This is a genomic window from Actinacidiphila epipremni, assembly GCF_012034175.1.
GTDB lineage: Bacteria > Actinomycetota > Actinomycetes > Streptomycetales > Streptomycetaceae > Actinacidiphila > Actinacidiphila epipremni.
On sequence record NZ_JAATEJ010000029.1, the window covers coordinates 1 to 16,397 of the forward strand.

Consider the following 16,397-nt stretch of genomic DNA (forward strand, 5'->3'; position numbering starts at 1 on the left):
AACGGCGACCTCGCCACCCTCCTCGCCGGCAACGACACCTGGATCGTGCCCTGACCGTCCACTGATCGTCCGCTGACACCCGCGGGGACGACCTCCGACCAACGAACGTGAGGGACAACGTGCCGCCTGCAATGACCGGTTCCGTCACCCGGGCGTGGGTCCGGCGCTTCCACCCGATGGCGGACGCGCCGGTCCGCCTGGTGTGCTTCCCGCACGCCGGCGGCGCCGCAAGCTTCTTCCACCCGCTGTCCGCGCAGCTGCGGCACCGCGCCGACGTGCTGTGCCTGCAGTACCCGGGGCGGCAGGACCGATGTCGCGAGCCGCTGCTGGACTGCATCGCCGACCTCGCGGACGGCGCGATGGAGGCGCTCGCCCCCTGGCGGGGCCAGCGCCTCGCGCTGTTCGGGCACAGCATGGGCGCCGTCATCGGCTACGAGGTCGCGCGGCGGATGGCGGCGGACGGCCGCGGCCCGGTGCGGCTGTTCGCGTCCGGCCGCCGCGCACCCTCGGCGTACCGCGACGAGAACCTGCACCGCGCCGGCGACGACGCGCTGCTCGACGACATCCGCGCCCTGGACGGCACCCCGCCCGAAGTGCTCGCCGACGAGGAGGTGCTGCGGATGGCGCTGCCGGTGCTGCGCAGCGACTACCGGGCCGTCGAGACCTACCGCCACCCGGCGGGTCCGGTGCTGGACTGCCCGGTCACCGTGCTGACCGGCGACCGCGACCCGCGGGTGACCGACCCCGAGGCGCGGGCATGGGCCGGCCACACCACGGCCGGCTGCGAGGTGCGCACCTACGCCGGCGGGCACTTCTTCCTCGCCGAGCGCTGGCCGGAGATCGGCAGCCTGGTCCTCGACCGGCTGACCGCCGCGCCCGTCACCACCGGCTGAACCGCACGCCCCCTCGCACGCCGCGGGGGGACGACGGGAGCCCGGCACCACCGGTGCCGGGCTCCCGCCGCGCCCGGGGCGCGGGCGCCGGGATCAGGCCATCGCGCTCGCCGCCGGGATGAGCGCGGCGTCGTCGGTCAGAACGGTCTGGTGCGCCATCCGCAGCTCCACGCCCGGCTCGATGCCCAGCTCCTCGACGAGCTGCGCGCGGGTGCGGCGGTAGACGTCCAGCGCCTCGCCGCTGCGCCCGCTGCGGTGCAGCGCGAGCATCAGCCGGGCGCAGAAGCCCTCGTTGAGCTGGTCCTCGGCCAGCAGCCGGCGCAGCTCGCCGATCAGCTCGTGGTGCCCGCCGAGCGTGAGGTCGACGTCGATCCGGCGCCGCAGCGCGGTCGTCCACGCCTCGTCGTACTGCAGCGCCGCGCCGGCGAGCGCCGGGCCGTCGCGCAGGTCCTCCAGGGTCGGGCCGCGGCGCAGCGCCAGCGCCTCGCGGTACAGCCCGGCCGCCGCCTCCAGGTCGCCGACGTCGGCCCGCTCGCGGGCGCGCAGGCACAGCCGCTCGAACCTGACGGTGTCCAGCACCCGGTCGTCGACGGTGAGCTGGTAGCCGGGCGTCCTGGTGCGCAGCGTGCAGAACGCGTCCAGGCCGTGCCGCACCAGGAACTTGCGCAGCTGCGAGACGTACACCCGCAGCGCCGACAGCGCGGTGGCCGGCGGCTGGTCGCCCCACAGGTCGCGGATGAGCGACTCGCTGGAGACGGTGGCGTTGGGGCGGATCAGCAAAGTCGCCAGCAGCTGGCGCAGCTTGCGCTGGGGGAGCGGTACCTCGGTGGAGCCGGCGACGACCTCCAGCGGGCCGAGCAGGCGCAGCGCCACCGCGGGCGCCGCCCGGTCGGCCGCGGCGCGGTCGGTCTGCGCGCGGTCCACGGCGGACCGGCCGCGCAGGGGACCGGTGCCGGGCCGGCAGGTCAGATCACGTACCGCAGCGCCGCCGGCCCGCACCGCGTGCGGGAACTTGGATTCGAAAACGCTCAGGCTGTCCACGTGGTCCCCTCTGAACGATCGCATGCACTCCGTCCCCGTGACGGAGTGGCCGGTCGCCGGGAAGGCCGAAAGGCCGGTCCAGGCCGTGCTGATTGCGCATACGGACAGGGTGTGCCGTACCAAACGAATTGGTAACCCGTGGTGCGGATGCCCATGAGCTTACCGAGCGGCCGACGCGCTGCCTATGGCCCCAGGGATGAAGGGGCGCCGTACTTTCGGGCAGTACGGCCCCCCGTCAAGGGGGTGCCGGCGCCGGGCAAAGGCAATCGAATCACCCGAAGGCGCCCGCCGGGCTGCGTTTTTGCCGCCCCTCATGCGCGCTTTGCAGGCCGCCGCGAATCTGATCGGGTCGCTTCTTTGCGCGGCGCCCATGAGTGGAGGAATGACATGCGCAGCACGCTCATTGTGGCTCGGATGAAGCCGGACTCGGCAGCGGAAGTCGCCAGAATCTTCGGCGATTCGGATTCCGGTGAACTCCCGCACCTCATCGGTGTGCGGGAACGCCGGCTCTTTCGATTCCACGATCTGTACATGCATTACATCGCCGCCGAGGAAGAGGTCCGCAGGCCGCTCGCGGAGGTGCGCGACCACCCGCTCTTCACCGACGTCAACCAGCGGCTGGCGGCGCACATCGCGGCGTACGACCCGCAGACCTGGCGCGGCCCCGAGGACGCGATGGCGACCGAGTTCTACACCTGGCAGGCGGACTGAGAGGAGTCGGCGATGGCCGACGCACGGATGACCAAGATCGCGGCGGACGACGTGGAGCCCAACCGGCGCCGCGGCGGTGACCTGCGGACCCTGCTCAGCCCCAGCACCGCCGGCGCGACCAGCGGCTTCATGGGCGTGCTCACCCTGGAGCCCGGCGAGGTCGTCACCGAGCACTACCACCCGTACTCCGAGGAGTTCCTCTACCTCGTCGAGGGCGACATCACCGCCCGGATCGACGGCGAACCGGTGGAGCTGACCACCGGGGACGCGCTGCACCTGCACATCAACGTCAAGCACCGGCTGGAGAACACCGGCGGCAGCGTCGCGCGCCTGGTCTTCCAGTTGGGACCGCTCGCACCGCGGCCCGAGCTCGGCCATGTGGACACCGAGCCGCTGCCGGGGACGGAACAGGGGGACTCATGAACCAGCGCCGAGCCGTGGTCACCGGGATCGGCGTGGTCGCTCCCGGCGGCGTCGGCACCAAGGCGTTCTGGAAGCTGCTCACCGACGGCAGGACCGCCACCCGGGCGATCTCGCACTTCGACGCCTCGGGCTTCCGCTCCCGGATCGCCGCCGAGGCCGACTTCAACCCCGCCGCGTGCGGGCTGACGGCCGAGGAGACGGTCCGCATGGACCGCGCCGCGCAGTTCGCCGTCGTCGCCGCGCGCGAGGCGCTCGCCGACAGCGGCGCCGCGCCGGAGGAGGTGCCGGCGCACCGCATCGGGGTGTCGGTCGGCACCGCCGTCGGCTGCACCGTCACGCTGGAGCAGCAGTACACGCAGGTCAGCGACAACGGCAGCCGCTGGGTGGTGGACGCCGCCGACCCGTTCCCGCACCTGTACCGGGCGCTGGTGCCCAGCGCCATCGGCGCCGAGGTGGCGTGGGCGGCCGGCGCGCAGGGACCGGTGCGTACCGTCTCCACCGGCTGCACCTCGGGCCTGGACGCGGTCGCGCAGGGCGCGCAGTACATCGAGGACGGCACCGCCGACCTGGTGCTCGCCGGGGCCACCGACGCGCCCATCTCGCCCATCACCGTCGCCTGCTTCGACGCCATCAAGGCGACCTCGCCCAACAACGACGACCCGGCGCACGCCTCCCGGCCCTTCGACCGGGACCGCGACGGCTTCGTCCTCGGCGAGGGCTGCGCGGTGCTGATCCTGGAGGAGGCCGGCGCCGCCCGCCGCCGCGGCGCCCGGATCTACTGCGAGATCGCCGGCTACGCGCAGCGCAGCAACGCCTTCCACATGACGGGCCTGCGCCCCGACGGGCTGGAGCTCGCCGAGGCGATCAGGGTCGCGCTGGACCGGGCCCGGCTGCCGGTGGACAGCGTCGACTACGTCAACGCGCACGGCTCCGGCACCCGGCAGAACGACCGGCACGAGACGGCCGCCTTCAAGGCCACCCTCGGCGAGCACGCCTACCGGGTCCCGGTCAGCTCCATCAAGTCGATGGTGGGGCACTCGCTCGGCGCGATCGGCGCCATCGAGGTGGCCGCGTGCGCGCTGGCCATCGAGATGGACACCGTCCCGCCGACCGCCAACCTGCACACCCCCGACCCGGAACTGGGCCTGGACTACGTGCCGCTGGAGGCCCGCGAGTACCCCGTCGACACCGTGCTGAGCGTCGGCAGCGGCTTCGGCGGCTTCCAGACCGCGATGGTGCTCACCGCGCCCCGCCCGGAGGTGGGCCATGACTGACACCCAGGCCGCCCCCACCGCCGTCCCCGCCGCCTCCGCCGCCACCGGGGTCGCCGTCGTCACCGGCGTCTCGGCGCTGGCACCGGGCGGCATCGGGACGGCGGACTTCTGGGACGCGCTGCTGGAGGCCCGCAGCGGCCTGGGAGCCGTCACCCGCTTCGCCGCCGACGGCTTCCCCGTCCGGGTGGTCGGCGAGGTCGCCGGGCCCGAGACGGTGCCGGGCGTCGACCCGCGGCTGGCCGTGCAGACCGACCGCTGGAGCCAGCTGGCGATGGTCGCCACCGACGAGGCGCTGCACGACGCCGCCCTCGACCCGGCCGCGCTGCCGCCCTACGACCTCGGCGTCATCACCGCCTCGTCCTCCGGCGGCAACGCCTTCGGGCAGCGGGAGATCGAGGCGCTGTGGTCCAAGGGACCGCGCTACGTGGGCCCGTACCAGTCCATCGCGTGGTTCTACGCGGCCACCACCGGGCAGCTGTCCATCCGGCACGGCATGAAAGGCCCCTGCGGGGTGCTGGTCGCCGAGCAGGCCGGCGGCCTCGACGCGATCGGCCAGGCCCGCCGCACCGTCCTGCGCGGCGACGCCCGGGTCGTGCTGACCGGCGGCACCGAGGCGCCGCTGAGCCCCTACGCGCTGACCTGCCAGCTCGCCTCCGGGCTGCTGAGCCCCGGCGCCGACCCGCAGCGCGCCTACCTGCCCTTCGACGAGGCGGCCACCGGCCACGTCCCCGGCGAGGGCGGCGCCCTGCTGCTCGTCGAGGACGCCGGGCAGGCCGCCGCTCGCGGGGCGCCGCGGCCGTACGGCGAGATCGCCGGCTACGCCGCCACCTTCGACCCGCCGCCCGGTGTGCGGCCGGGCGGCGGGCCCACCGCGCTGCGGCGGGCCGTGGAGGGCGCGCTGGCCGACGCCGGCGCAACGCCCGGCGAGGTCGACGTCGTCTTCGCCGACGCCGCCGGCAGCCCCGACCTGGACCGCGCCGAATCCGCCTGCCTGGCCGAGGTGTTCGGGCCGCGCGGGGTGCCGGTCACCGCGCCCAAGTCGCTGTACGGGCGGCTGTACGCCGGCGGCGCGCCGCTCGACGTGGTCACCGCGCTGCTCGCGCTGCGCCACCAGGTGATCCCGCCGACCAGCCCGTACGTCACCCGCGCCGCCGCCCACCCGATCGACCTGGTCGGGCGGGCCCGGCCGGCCCGGCTGCGCACCGCCCTGGTCGTCGCCCGCGGCTACGGCGGCTTCAACGGCGCCATGGTGCTGCGCTCCACCCCGCCCACCGACAGCCACCGGATACCGAAAGGACGGGTCCGATGACCCTGCCGCCCCTGGCGTACAACGAGTTCCTGAACATCATCCAGCGCTGCACCGGCGTCCCCTCCGAGGTCCTGGCCACCGCCGCCGACCCCGCGGTGACCATCGAGGACATGGGCGTCGACTCGCTCGGCCTGATCAACGTGCTCACCGAGGTCGAGAACCGCTACGACATCACGCTGGACGCCGACGGCGTGCAGTGCTTCCCGGAGATCTACCAGCTGATCAACGACCAGCTGGCGCCGGCCGCCGCCCGCACCGAGAACGCCGTCGTCATCGACGCGCCCTTCGACCTGGTGTGGGAGATGACCAACGACGTCGCGAACTGGCCCCGGCTGTTCAGCGAGTACGCCGAGGCCACCGTGCTGCACCGCGAGGGCGACACCGTGCGCTTCCGGCTGTCGCTGCACCCCGAGGCCGACGGCAAGGTCTGGAGCTGGGTGTCGGAGCGCACCATGGACCGCGCCGCGCGCAGCGTGCTGGCCCACCGGGTCGAGACCGGGCCGTTCGCCTTCATGAACATCCACTGGACGTACCGGGACGCGCCCGGCGGCGTCGAGATGCGCTGGGTGCAGGAGTTCCACATGCGGCCCGACGCGCCGGTCGACGACGCCACCATGACCGCCCGGATCAACGGCAACTCCAAGGTGCAGATGGCGCTCATCAAGGACCGTATCGAGCAGGCCGCCAAGGCACGCGCGGCCGGGGAGCTGGTGGGGCAGTGATCGACCTCGACCTCAAGGGCGGCAACGTCATCGTCACCGGCGGCTCGCGCGGCATCGGCCGGGCCATCGTGCTCGCGCTCGCCGCGCAGGGCGCCACCGTCACCGCCGCGTACGTCCACGAGTCCGACGCCGTCACCTCGCTGCGAGGGGAGCTCGCCGCGCTCGGCGCCCGCGCCGAACTGGTCCGGGTCGACGTCACCGACGCCGCGCAGACCACGGTGCTGGCCGCCCGGGTCGCCGAGGCGCACGGGCCGGTCACCGGCCTGGTCAACAACGCCGGCGTCATCAGCCACCTGCCGCTGGCGGCCCTCACCCCCGACGAGTGGCAGCGCATCCTCGACACCAACCTCACCGGCGTCTACCACCTCTCGCGCGCCACCCTGCCGCACTTCGCCGACACCGCCGCGATCGTCAACATCAGCTCCGCCGTCGCCCACCACGGCATGCCCGGCGCCGCCCACTACGTCGCCTCCAAGGCCGGCGTGATGGGCCTGACCCGGGCGCTGGCCAAGGAACTCGGCCCGCGCGGCATCCGCGTCAACTGCATCGCCTCCGGGCTGGTCGAGACCGACCAGATGCAGGCGGTCAGCGAGGAGGGCAAGGCACGCTACCGGCAGATGATCGCGCTCGGCCGGCTCGGGCAGCCCGACGAGATCGCCGACGCCGTGCTCTTCCTGCTCTCCCGCGCCGCCCGCTACATCACCGGCGCCACCCTCGACGCCGACGGCGGCATCTGATGCTGCGCACCGTGCTGCGGATGACGGTGCGGGCCGGCGCCACCGAGGAGTTCCGGCAGGCGTGGTCGCGCACCGCGAAGCTCGCCGCCGCGATGCCCGGCAGCGTCGCCCAGACCCTGCTGTGCGACCCCGCCGACCCGGCCGTCCACCTCATCATGGCCGACTGGGCCGACCAGGCCTCGCTCGACGCCTTCCAGGGCAGCGAGCACCGCCGCGCACTGAGCGCGCAGCTGGACACCTTCCGGGAGTCCGCCGACAAGAGCGTCCTCGACGTCGTCGAGTACGTGCCCGGCACCACCCGCCCATGACCCCGGACCGGCCGCCGAGCAGGGCGGCCCGGCCCGACCCCACCGAGCGAGAGGCACACCGTCATGCCCGTACGCGTCATGGTCTCGGCCACCATCGAGGAGCAGCACCGGGAGGCGTTCGAGGAGGCGTACCGCCAGGTCACCTCCGTCGTCCGCGGCACCCCCGGCCATCTGCGCGACGAGCTGCTGCGCGACACCGAGCAGCCCGGCCGCTACATCCTGCTCGCCGAGTGGGAGAGCGAGCAGGCCTTCCGCGCCTGGGAGGACGCCCCGCAGCACATGCAGATGGCCGCGCCGATGTTCCCGTACTGGAGCAACGGCGGCATCGAGCGGCACATCTACGACGTCCGCGCGCGGCTCGACAGCGTGCCCACCCCCGGCTGAGCGGAGGGCGACGATGGCGCGCATCGGCAAGGCCCTGGTCATCGGGGCCGGACTCGGCGGCCTGACCACCGCGGCCGGCCTGCTGCGGCAGGGCGTCGAGACGGAGGTGTTCGAGGCCCGGCCCACCCCCGGCCGGCTGCTGACCGGCGGCGGGTTCATGCTCTGGCACAACGTCTTCCTGTCCCTGCGGCGGATCGGCCTCGACGAGGCCGTCGCGGCGAACGCCGTGCGCATCCGCCACCACGAGTTCCGCTCCGACAAGAACCGCAGGCTCGCCCGCTGGGACCTCGACGGGCCCACCGACAAGTGCGGCGCCCCGGCGTGCGTGCTGCGCCGGTCCTCGCTGCACAAGGTCCTCACCGAGGCGGTCGGCGACCACCGCATCCGGCTCGGCGCCCGCTGCACCGGCTACACCCAGGACGCCGACGGCGTCACCGCCCACTTCGCCGACGGCTCCACCGCCCGCGGCGACGTGCTGATCGGCGCGGACGGCCTGCGCTCCACCGTCCGCGCCACCATGCGCAAGGGCTTCGAGCCGCCGCCCCGCTACGCCCGCTACACCGCCTGGCAGGCCATCACCCAGCTGCCCGGCGAGGACGTGGTGCCCACCGGGACCTTCTTCAACCTGTGGGGGAGGGGCGGGCTGCGCTTCCTGTACTGCCGGCTGGGCGAGAACGAGGTCTACTGGGACGCCGTCACCAGCGACCGCGCCGCCGCGGCCGGTATCGACACCATCGGCTCCACCCGGCGCGACGCCATGGCCCACGCCTACCGGCACTGGCCCGCGCCGGTCCCGCAGATCATCGCCTCCACCGAGGAGGAGGCGATCCTGCCCGTCCCGATCCACGACCGGCCCCCGGCCGGCGGCTGGAGCCAGGGCCGGGTGGTGCTCACCGGCGACGCCGCCCACCCCATGACGCTCAACCTCAGCCAGGGCGCGGGCCAGTCCATCGAGAGCGGGGTGGTGCTCGCCGGGCTCCTCGGCCGCGCGGACAGCGGCGACGTGCCCGGCGTCCTGCGGCAGTTCGAGCAGACCCGCCGCGAGCGCACCGCCGACATGGTCACCACGTCCTGGAAGATCGGCACCCTCGGGCTGATCCACCACCCGCTGCTGTGCGGGCTGCGCGACCTGTTCATGCGCACCACCTTCGACAGCATCGCCCGCGGCCAGAGCTACGCGCTGATGCTCGACGGGCGCTTGGAGCGCGGGCCCGTGCTGCCGGCCGGCGGGGGAGGCGAGTGACGCCGTGGACGCGCTGACCGCCGCGCTCGCCGTGGTGTTCGTGCTGTGCACCGGGGTGCTGGCCGGCGCGCTGGTCGCGGTGGAGCGGGCCGTGGTGCCCATGCTGCTGCGGCTGCCCCGGCAGACCTGGACGCAGGTCCACCGGCTGCTCGACCCCGGCTTTGACCCGCTGATGCCGACGGTCAACAAGGTAGCGCTCGCCACCGGGTTCGCCCTGGTGGTGCTCGCGCCGGGCGCCGCGGCCAGGGCGGTCTTCGGCGCCGCCCTGGCCGGCGTCGCCGGGGTCGCGCTGGTCTCGGAGCTGCGCAACGTCCGGATGAACCGGCGGATCGACGCATGGGTGGCCGCCGGTGAGATCCCCGACGCCTGGCAGGGCCTGCGCGCCCGCTGGGCCCGCGCCAACGCCTGGCGCACCGCGTGCGCCCTCGCCGCGTTCTGCGCGGCGCTCGGGGCCTGCTGGCTGGCCTGGGGGTGACGCCCCGCCCGCCCTGTCCGCCCCGCCCGACCCGTCCGTACCGACGTCTTCTTCGACGCGAGGAGCTGACCGATGAACGAGTTCGACGGCAAGGTGGCGCTGGTGACCGGCGCCGCAAGCGGCATCGGCGCGGCCACCGCGCGGCTGCTGGGGGCGCGCGGCGCCCGGGTGGCGGTCAACTACCGCTCCGGCGCCGGACGCGCCGAGGACGTCGCCGCCGCCATCCGCAAGGACGGCGGGCAGGCCGTCGCCGTCCAGGGCGACGTCACCGACCCGGAGTCGGTACGCGCCCTGGTGGCGCGGACCACCGCGGAGCTCGGCGACATCGACGTCCTGGTGCTCAACGCCATGGGCCTGGGCGCGCACGAGGCCCGGATCGCGCCAGTGCAGCAGCTGGTGTGGGAGGACGTCGAGCGCATCGTCACCCAGCAGCTGAAGTCGCTGTTCCACCTCGCGCACGAGGTGCTGCCCGGTATGCAGGCCCGCGGCCGGGGCGCGGTCGTCGCGGTCGGCGCCGCGCTCGCCCGCCGCTCCGCGCCCGGCTTCCTCGCGCTCGCCGCCGCCAAGGCCGGCGTCGAGGCGGTCGTCCGCACCCTCGCCCTGGAGGCCGGGCCGCACGGGGTGCGGGTCAACGCGGTCAACCCCGGGCTGATCCTCACCGAGCTGTCCGGCATGATCCCCCAGGAGCAGCGCGCCGCGGCTGCCGCCCGCGCGGCCGTCCGCCGCAACGGCACCCCCGACGACGTCGCCGAGCTCATCGCCTTCGCCGCCAGCGACCGGGCCGGCTACCTGACCGGCGCGAGCCTGATGGCCGACGGCGGCACCGCGATGATCTGACGCCCCGCCCGCCGGCCCGCGACCGCCGGCCGCCCCGGGGTTTTCGCCCGCTTTGCCGATCCCTTTACCCGCTGCTGATTTCCTGGCGCACAAGCGCCGCGCACCACGACCCGGAGAAACCACACGGAAAGGCCAGGTCTGCCGTGAAGAAACCGGAAAGGAAAGTCGCCAGCCGAGACGGCGTCGAAGCCGTCTGCTGGCTCGGCGAGGAGGGCCGGTTCCTGCTCAACAAGGAGGACACCGGTGGCCTCTACAGCTTCTACCAGATCACCACACAGCCCGGCAGCGGCCCGCCGCTGCACATTCACGAGACCGCGGACGAGGCTTTCTTCGTCAATGCCGGCACCTATGAATTCGAGGTCGGCGGGGTCACCGAGGTGATACCCACCGGTACGGTGATCTTCGGCCCGCGCGGGGTTCCGCACCGTTTCCGCAATATCGGAGAAGAGCCCGGGCAGCTGCTGGTGATCGCCACGCCCGGCGGTGTCGAGAACTTCTTCATCGGGCTCAGCAAGCTGGTCTCCGACGGCCCGCCGGACTGGGACAAGATGGCCGAACTGGCCCGGGCCAACGAGATGCAGGGCTTCCGCCCGCCGCCCGGCACGCACGGCGGCCTCGGCGGCCCGCCGCTGGGCGCCAGGGCCGGCGGCAGCGCGGCCTGACCCTCCGCCGGCCCACCGCCGAGCACGGCCCACCGGGGCACCGCGCGACGCCGCGGTGCCCCGGTGCGCGTCACCGGCCGTTTACGACCGGAACCGTACGACCGGACCCCTACGACCCGATCCGATCCGATCCGACCCGTACGACCGACCGACCGATTCCCGTGTCCTCCAGGAGGCTCCCATGCCCGGACAGCAGTCCGGCCACCGCTCCACCCCCCGGCCCGCCGCCCCGCAGCGCTACGACGTGATCATCCTGGGCTCCGGCATCGCCGGCTCGACCCTCGGCGCGATCCTCGCCCGCAAGGGCGCGTCGGTGCTGCTGCTGGACGCCGGGACGCATCCGCGGTTCGCCGTCGGCGAGTCGACCACCCTCTACACCCTGAAGGTCTTCCGGCTGCTGGCCCGCCGCTACGACGTCCCCGAGCTGGAGCCGCTCACCTCCTACGACGGCTGCCGCGACGAGATCGGCCCGACCAGCGGCACCAAGCGGCACTTCGGCTTCATCCGGCACGAGGAGGGCAAGGAGCCCGACCCGGCCGAGTTCAACCAGTTCAGCCCGCCGTCGAAGGTGCTGCAGACCAGCCACCTGTTCCGGCAGGACACCGACGCGTACCTCTTCCACACCGCGATCCGCTACGGCTGCACCGTCCGGCAGGCCTTCCGCGCCGAGGAGGTCGAGCTCGCCGACGACCACGTCGCCGTCGTGGGCCCCGGCGGCGAGCGGTTCGAGGGCCGCTACCTCGTCGACGGCAGCGGCTTCCGCTCGCCGCTGGCCCGCAAGCTCGCGCTGCGCGAGGACCCGGCGAAGATCAAGCACCACTCGCGGTCGATGTTCACCCACATGATGGGCGTGCGGCCGACCGACGAGTGCCTGCGTGTCGAGGCCGCCGACCGGCCGCCGATCCCCTGGGTCGAGGGCACCATGCACCACCTCTTCGAACGCGGCTGGTTCTGGTCCATCCCCTTCAACAACACCGCGGACTCCAAGAACCCGCTGGTGAGCGTGGGCCTGACGCTGGACGAGCGGAGGTACCCCAAGGCCGAGGGCCTCAGCGCCGAGGAGGAGTTCCGCGCCTTCGCCGCCCGCTTCCCCGCCGTGGAGCGGCTGTTCGCCGACGCCCGCACGGTACGGCCGTGGGTGTCGGCCGGCCGCATCCAGTACGCCTCGACCCGTACCACGGGCCACCGCTGGGCGCTGCTGTCGCACGCGGCCGGCTTCATCGACCCGCTCTACTCGCGCGGCCTGACCAACACCGGCGAGGTCGTCAACTCGCTGGCCTGGCGGCTGCTGGAGGCGCTCGCCGACGACGACTTCGCCGAGGAGCGCTTCGCCTTCGTCGACGAGCTGCAGCGCGGGCTGATCCGCTACAACGACGAGCTGGTCAACTGCTCGTTCATCTCCTTCGCCGACCACGGCCTGTGGAACGCGGTCTACCGCGTCTGGTGCGCCGCCGAGGTCCCGATCAACCTGCGCTTCGACCGCTTCACCGAGCGCTACACCGAGTCCGGCGACGACGGTGTCCTGCGCGCGATGGAACGCGCGGCCCATCCCGGCCTGCTGGTGCCGGGCTCGGTCGGCTACAAGGCGCTGTTCGACGACATGGTCCGGATCTGCGAGGCCGTCGACCGCGGCGAGCGCCCCGCCGCCGACGCCGGCCGCGAGCTGATGGCCGTGGTGCGGAACTCGCCGGTGGTCCTGGACCACATCGGGGTACGCGACCCCGAATGCCGCTTCATCTACCCGCAGAACGCCGACCTGCGGAAGATGTCGCACTGGCTGGCCCACGAGGGCCCCGACGAGCTGCGCTACCTGACCACCGGCGTCGACGTGCACGGCAACGCGCTGCCCGCGCCGGTGTCCGGCCCGGCCCGCGAGGAGATGGCCGTCCCGCACTGAGCGCCCCGCCGGCCGCGTACCAAGGAGCCGCCCCCGGAAGGTGACTTCCGGGGGCGGCCCCTTCACGCGGTGGGCGCCGGTGCGCGCCGGGGTACGGCGGCGGGCGCGCCGGCGCTCAGCCGGGCTTGCGGGCGATCAGCGCCGTGTTGTGCGCCGGCACCCGCAGCGTCGCGGTGACCTCAAGTCCCGCGTCGGTGAGCCACCCGGCGCACTGCCGCGGCGTGAAACCGGTCGCCTGCGCCGACTGCATCATCATGATCAGGCTCAGCACCAGGCTGTCGGTCCTGCTGCGGTCGTCGTCGAGCATCGTGTCGTAGACCACCAGCGCGCCGCCCGGGCTGACCGCGGCAGCGGCCTTGGACAGCAGCAGCGTGCGCCGCTCGCCGGGCCAGTCGTGCAGCACCCCGCCCAGGATCAGCACATCGGCGGGCGGCAGCTCGTCGGTGAAGAAGTCACCGCCCACGTAGCGCAGCCGGCCGGCGACCCCGCGGTCCTCGACCAGCCGGTCGAACAGCGGGTCAAAGCCCGGCCGGTCCAGCACCGTGCCGCTCAGGTGCGGGTAGGCGCCCGCCAGCAGCGCCGCGAGGTTGCCCCGGCCGCCGCCGATGTCGCTGAAGGTCGAGAACTGCGCCCAGTCCAGCGCCTTGACCAGCTCCGCGCCGATCGCGGTGCTGAAGCTGTCCATCGCGCCGAGGAAGAACTCCAGCCGCACCGGATCGGCGAAGATCCGGGTGAAGGGCACCTCGCCGCCCTGGTTCTGCCCGCGGGCGTTGCCCGAGCGTAGCAGCCCGGTCAGCGGCGCCTGGTCCTGGCCGAGCAGCTCGGTGGTGGTGCCGAGGAAGCCGCCCACGTAACCGGGCACGTCCGGCAGCAGGTAGCGCACGGCGGCCGGGCTGTTGCGGTAGCGGTCGCCGTCGCGCACCAGCAGCCCGAAGGCGGCCAGCGCGTCCAGGAACTCCCGGCAGGCGCGCGGGTGCAGCTCCAGCCGGGCGCGGATCTCCGGCTCGGTGAGCGCCTGCTCTCCCAGCCGGGTGAAGAGCCCCAGCTCCAGGGCCGCGGACACCACCCGGCTGCGCATGAACGACCAGCCGAGCATCATCACGTCGAAGGGATCGTCGAGACCGCCGCCGCCCGGGAACTCCCGGCCGGCGGCGGCGATGCCGTCCGCCGTCACCGTACGGCCCCCGCCCTGATCGGCACATCGGTGGCCAGCCGGCCCCGCTGCGGGCTGACCTTGTGGCGCACGTACCGCTCGATCGGCCGCTCCACCACCATGAACAGCAGCGTGGCGACGACCACCGCGATACCGAGCCCGAGCAGCACCCAGCCGAGGTTGCCGCTGGCCGGGGTGACCGGCTGCATGTAGAACTTCAGGATGTTGTTGCGGTGCGTGACGTGCTTGGCGATCTCGAACAGCACGGTGAAGTGGATGAGGTAGAAGGCGAACGACCACTCGCCGAGCATCACCATCGGCCGGGTGCTCAGCCACGACCTGCGCCCGCCGTCGAGCTGCCGCACCGCGAGCGAGACCACCAGCAGCGCGTACAGCGGCGCGGTGACCTGGCTCAGCGCGTCGTACGGCACCGCGACGCGGAACTTCTGGTCGCGCAGCTCCCACAGCACGAACAGGCCCACCGCCAGCAGCGCGGTGGCCAGCACCGGGGGGATCCGCGGGCGCCAGCCGGCCCGTACGGCGGCGGCGGCGACCACGCCGAGCAGGAACTCCCACACCCGGGCTATCGGCGAGTACACCCAGAAGGTCAGGGTGTTCATGTTGGCGTTGAAGTTGGGATGCGCCGGCGGCGGGTACTCCTGCCACATCCAGATCCTGATGCCCCAGCCGACGGCCACCAGCACCACCGCGGCCACCGCCAGCCAGCGCAGCGAACGGCGCAGCGTGAAGCCGGCCAGGAACGGGAAGAGCGCGTAGAAGAACGCCTCGCACGACAGCGACCAGGTGACCGGGCTCGCCCCGCCGAGGATGTCCTTGGGCACCCACGCCTGGTAGAAGAGGATCGCCGCACCCGCGGCGCCCACCATCACGTCGTCCTGGCCGGGGAAGGCGTCCGGCTTCATCAAGATCAGCGGCACGATCGCGCCGATGATCAGCAGCGGCCAGATCCGGCCCAGCCGGCGGGCGTAGAAGGCGGCCGGGCCGTCGTCGGAGGTCCTGGTCCAGGTCAGCACGAAACCGGACAGCACGAAGAAGAACGTGACGCCCGACGAGCCGAGCAGGAACACCTCGCGGGTGTGCGGTACCGGCAGCAGCGTGGCGGTGTGGTTGAGGAACACGCCGAGCGCGGCCAGCCAGCGCAGCCCGGTCAGCGAGTCGAGCCGGGCCGGCCGCGTCGAGCCGGCGCCCTTGGCCGCCGCGGCGGACGGCGGCACGGCCGTGCGGGCGGTCGCGGTCGCGGCAGCCGCGGGCGGATCGGCGGCCGGTCTTTCTTCGGGTGAGATCACGGTGGTCACCAGCCATTTCAGGGACGACGGAGTCGGTGGGTATTTCGGCCACGCGTGTGCCGGTAAATTCCAGCAGTCCGGCGTGAACCCCCCGTTAAACACCGCTAAAACGCGCGTCCCGGCCGCTGGCCCGTAATTCGGAGCAACGATAACCTCGAACTCGTGCATGCCCAATTACCGCAGAGATTCGGGGAATCCGATGGGTGAATTTCCGTACCGCACGGCCATGGTGACCGGCGCGTCCGGCGGGATCGGCGAGGCACTGGCCCGGCAACTGGCCGCCCGCGGGGTCGACATGGTGCTCGTCGCCCGCCGCGCCGACCGGCTCAAGCAGCTCGCCGACGAGCTGCGCGAGCGGCACGGCGTGCATGTCGACGTCCTGGCGCTCGACCTGACCGACGACGAGAGCTGCGCCGAGGCCGAGCGGCGGCTCGCCGACCCGCACCGCCCGGTGGAACTGCTGGTCAACAACGCCGGCTCCAGCGGCTCCGGGCTGTTCGCCGAGCTCCCGCTGCGCCGCGAGCTGCAGACCGCGGTGCTCAACGCGGTCGTCCCGCTGCGGCTGACCCACGCGGTGCTGCCGGCGATGATCGCCCGCGGCGCCGGCGGGGTGCTCAACATCTCCTCCATGTCCGCGCTGCTGCCCCGGCCGCGCTCGGCGACGTACGGCGCGTCCAAGGCGTTCCTGTCCTCGCTCGGCGAGACCCTGGCGATGGAGGCGGGACCGCACGGCGTCCAGGTCACCACCGTGCACACCGGCCTGACCAGGTCGGGCTTCCACCAGGCCGCGGGCGTGCGCACCGACGCGCTGCCCGACATGGCGTGGCTGACGCCCGAGCAGGTGGCCGAGGAGTCGCTGGCCGCGCTGGTGGCCCGCCGGCCCGCGGTCGTGCCCGGCCGGGGCTACCGGCTGCGCTACCCGGTGCTGCGGGTGCTGCCGCGGTGGCTGCTGCGGCGCATCGTCCGCCGCGAGCACCAGGCCTGATGTGCCGTCAGGGCGGCGCGTGATAAGAAGCTCCCC

At 73.5% G+C, this 16,397-nt stretch carries 18 protein-coding genes and 1 pseudogene; 16 read left to right on the forward strand and 3 right to left on the reverse strand.

What is annotated here, in order from left to right; genetic code table 11:
- The first annotated feature begins 131 nt into the window (after positions 1–131).
- Positions 132–893, forward strand: a complete 762-nt coding sequence (locus HCN08_RS28525; protein WP_167986164.1) for a thioesterase II family protein — start codon at positions 132–134, stop codon at positions 891–893.
- Between the two features lie 93 nt (positions 894–986).
- Here HCN08_RS28525 and HCN08_RS28530 read toward each other — a convergent pair whose 3' ends face one another.
- Positions 987–1,934: an AfsR/SARP family transcriptional regulator gene (locus HCN08_RS28530; RefSeq protein ID WP_167986165.1), complete on the reverse strand. Its 948-nt coding sequence runs from the start codon at positions 1,932–1,934 to the stop codon at positions 987–989.
- 387 nt (positions 1,935–2,321) lie between these two features.
- Here HCN08_RS28530 and HCN08_RS28535 point away from each other — a divergent pair, with 387 nt between their 5' ends.
- The 14 genes and pseudogenes from HCN08_RS28535 to HCN08_RS28595 all read left to right on the forward strand — a co-directional run bounded on the left by HCN08_RS28535 (position 2,322) and on the right by HCN08_RS28595 (position 12,916).
- A complete protein-coding gene (locus tag HCN08_RS28535; protein ID WP_167986166.1) occupies positions 2,322–2,645 on the forward strand; it encodes a TcmI family type II polyketide cyclase in 324 nt (107 codons plus the stop codon).
- A gap of 12 nt (positions 2,646–2,657) precedes the next feature.
- A complete protein-coding gene (locus HCN08_RS28540; RefSeq protein ID WP_167986167.1) occupies positions 2,658–3,068 on the forward strand; it encodes a cupin domain-containing protein in 411 nt (136 codons plus the stop codon).
- Entirely contained in the window at positions 3,065–4,342 is a 1,278-nt protein-coding gene (locus HCN08_RS28545) for a beta-ketoacyl-[acyl-carrier-protein] synthase family protein (RefSeq protein WP_167986168.1), read from the forward strand. Before HCN08_RS28540 ends, HCN08_RS28545 begins: the two co-directional genes overlap by 4 nt.
- On the forward strand, positions 4,335–5,651 hold the full coding sequence (locus tag HCN08_RS28550) for a ketosynthase chain-length factor (RefSeq protein ID WP_167986169.1): 1,317 nt from the start codon (positions 4,335–4,337) through the stop codon (positions 5,649–5,651). Before HCN08_RS28545 ends, HCN08_RS28550 begins: the two co-directional genes overlap by 8 nt.
- Positions 5,648–5,827 (forward strand): annotated as a pseudogene (locus HCN08_RS35795) (acyl carrier protein); the annotation flags it as partial. The gene HCN08_RS28550 and the pseudogene HCN08_RS35795, both read left to right, overlap by 4 nt.
- Positions 5,828–5,884: 57 nt before the next feature.
- The gene (locus HCN08_RS28555; RefSeq protein ID WP_265738283.1) at positions 5,885–6,373 is read left to right on the forward strand and encodes an SRPBCC family protein; all 489 of its coding nucleotides are present in this window, start codon (positions 5,885–5,887) and stop codon (positions 6,371–6,373) included.
- Complete coding sequence (locus HCN08_RS28560; protein WP_322974740.1) at positions 6,370–7,110, forward strand: 3-oxoacyl-ACP reductase family protein; 741 nt, start codon at positions 6,370–6,372, stop codon at positions 7,108–7,110. The genes HCN08_RS28555 and HCN08_RS28560 overlap by 4 nt, the downstream gene beginning before the upstream one ends.
- Positions 7,110–7,418, forward strand: coding sequence for an antibiotic biosynthesis monooxygenase family protein (locus tag HCN08_RS28565; protein ID WP_167986170.1), 309 nt, complete (start codon positions 7,110–7,112; stop codon positions 7,416–7,418). The genes HCN08_RS28560 and HCN08_RS28565 overlap by 1 nt, the downstream gene beginning before the upstream one ends.
- 63 nt (positions 7,419–7,481) lie before the next feature.
- A complete protein-coding gene (locus HCN08_RS28570; RefSeq protein WP_167986171.1) occupies positions 7,482–7,802 on the forward strand; it encodes an antibiotic biosynthesis monooxygenase family protein in 321 nt (106 codons plus the stop codon).
- Between the two features lie 13 nt (positions 7,803–7,815).
- Entirely contained in the window at positions 7,816–9,045 is a 1,230-nt protein-coding gene (locus HCN08_RS28575) for an FAD-dependent monooxygenase (RefSeq protein ID WP_167986172.1), read from the forward strand.
- Between the two features lie 4 nt (positions 9,046–9,049).
- Positions 9,050–9,520 carry an anthrone oxygenase family protein gene (locus HCN08_RS28580; protein WP_167986173.1) on the forward strand — a complete coding sequence of 157 codons (471 nt, stop codon included), beginning with the start codon at positions 9,050–9,052 and terminating at the stop codon, positions 9,518–9,520.
- A gap of 72 nt (positions 9,521–9,592) precedes the next feature.
- Positions 9,593–10,357, forward strand: a complete 765-nt coding sequence (locus HCN08_RS28585) for an SDR family NAD(P)-dependent oxidoreductase (protein WP_167986174.1) — start codon at positions 9,593–9,595, stop codon at positions 10,355–10,357.
- Between the two features lie 143 nt (positions 10,358–10,500).
- Positions 10,501–11,019, forward strand: coding sequence for a cupin domain-containing protein (locus HCN08_RS28590; protein ID WP_206319362.1), 519 nt, complete (start codon positions 10,501–10,503; stop codon positions 11,017–11,019).
- Positions 11,020–11,200: 181 nt separating this feature from the next.
- Positions 11,201–12,916 carry an NAD(P)/FAD-dependent oxidoreductase gene (locus HCN08_RS28595; protein ID WP_167986175.1) on the forward strand — a complete coding sequence of 572 codons (1,716 nt, stop codon included), beginning with the start codon at positions 11,201–11,203 and terminating at the stop codon, positions 12,914–12,916.
- A 115-nt stretch (positions 12,917–13,031) separates the two neighbouring features.
- Here the strand turns inward: HCN08_RS28595 and HCN08_RS28600 are convergent, their stop codons facing one another.
- The gene (locus tag HCN08_RS28600) at positions 13,032–14,090 is read right to left on the reverse strand and encodes a methyltransferase (RefSeq protein WP_167986176.1); all 1,059 of its coding nucleotides are present in this window, start codon (positions 14,088–14,090) and stop codon (positions 13,032–13,034) included.
- Complete coding sequence (locus HCN08_RS28605; protein ID WP_167986177.1) at positions 14,087–15,385, reverse strand: acyltransferase family protein; 1,299 nt, start codon at positions 15,383–15,385, stop codon at positions 14,087–14,089. Before HCN08_RS28605 ends, HCN08_RS28600 begins: the two co-directional genes overlap by 4 nt.
- 190 nt (positions 15,386–15,575) lie before the next feature.
- Here HCN08_RS28605 and HCN08_RS28610 point away from each other — a divergent pair, with 190 nt between their 5' ends.
- Positions 15,576–16,361: an SDR family NAD(P)-dependent oxidoreductase gene (locus HCN08_RS28610; RefSeq protein WP_167986178.1), complete on the forward strand. Its 786-nt coding sequence runs from the start codon at positions 15,576–15,578 to the stop codon at positions 16,359–16,361.
- The last annotated feature ends 36 nt before the right edge of the window (positions 16,362–16,397 follow it).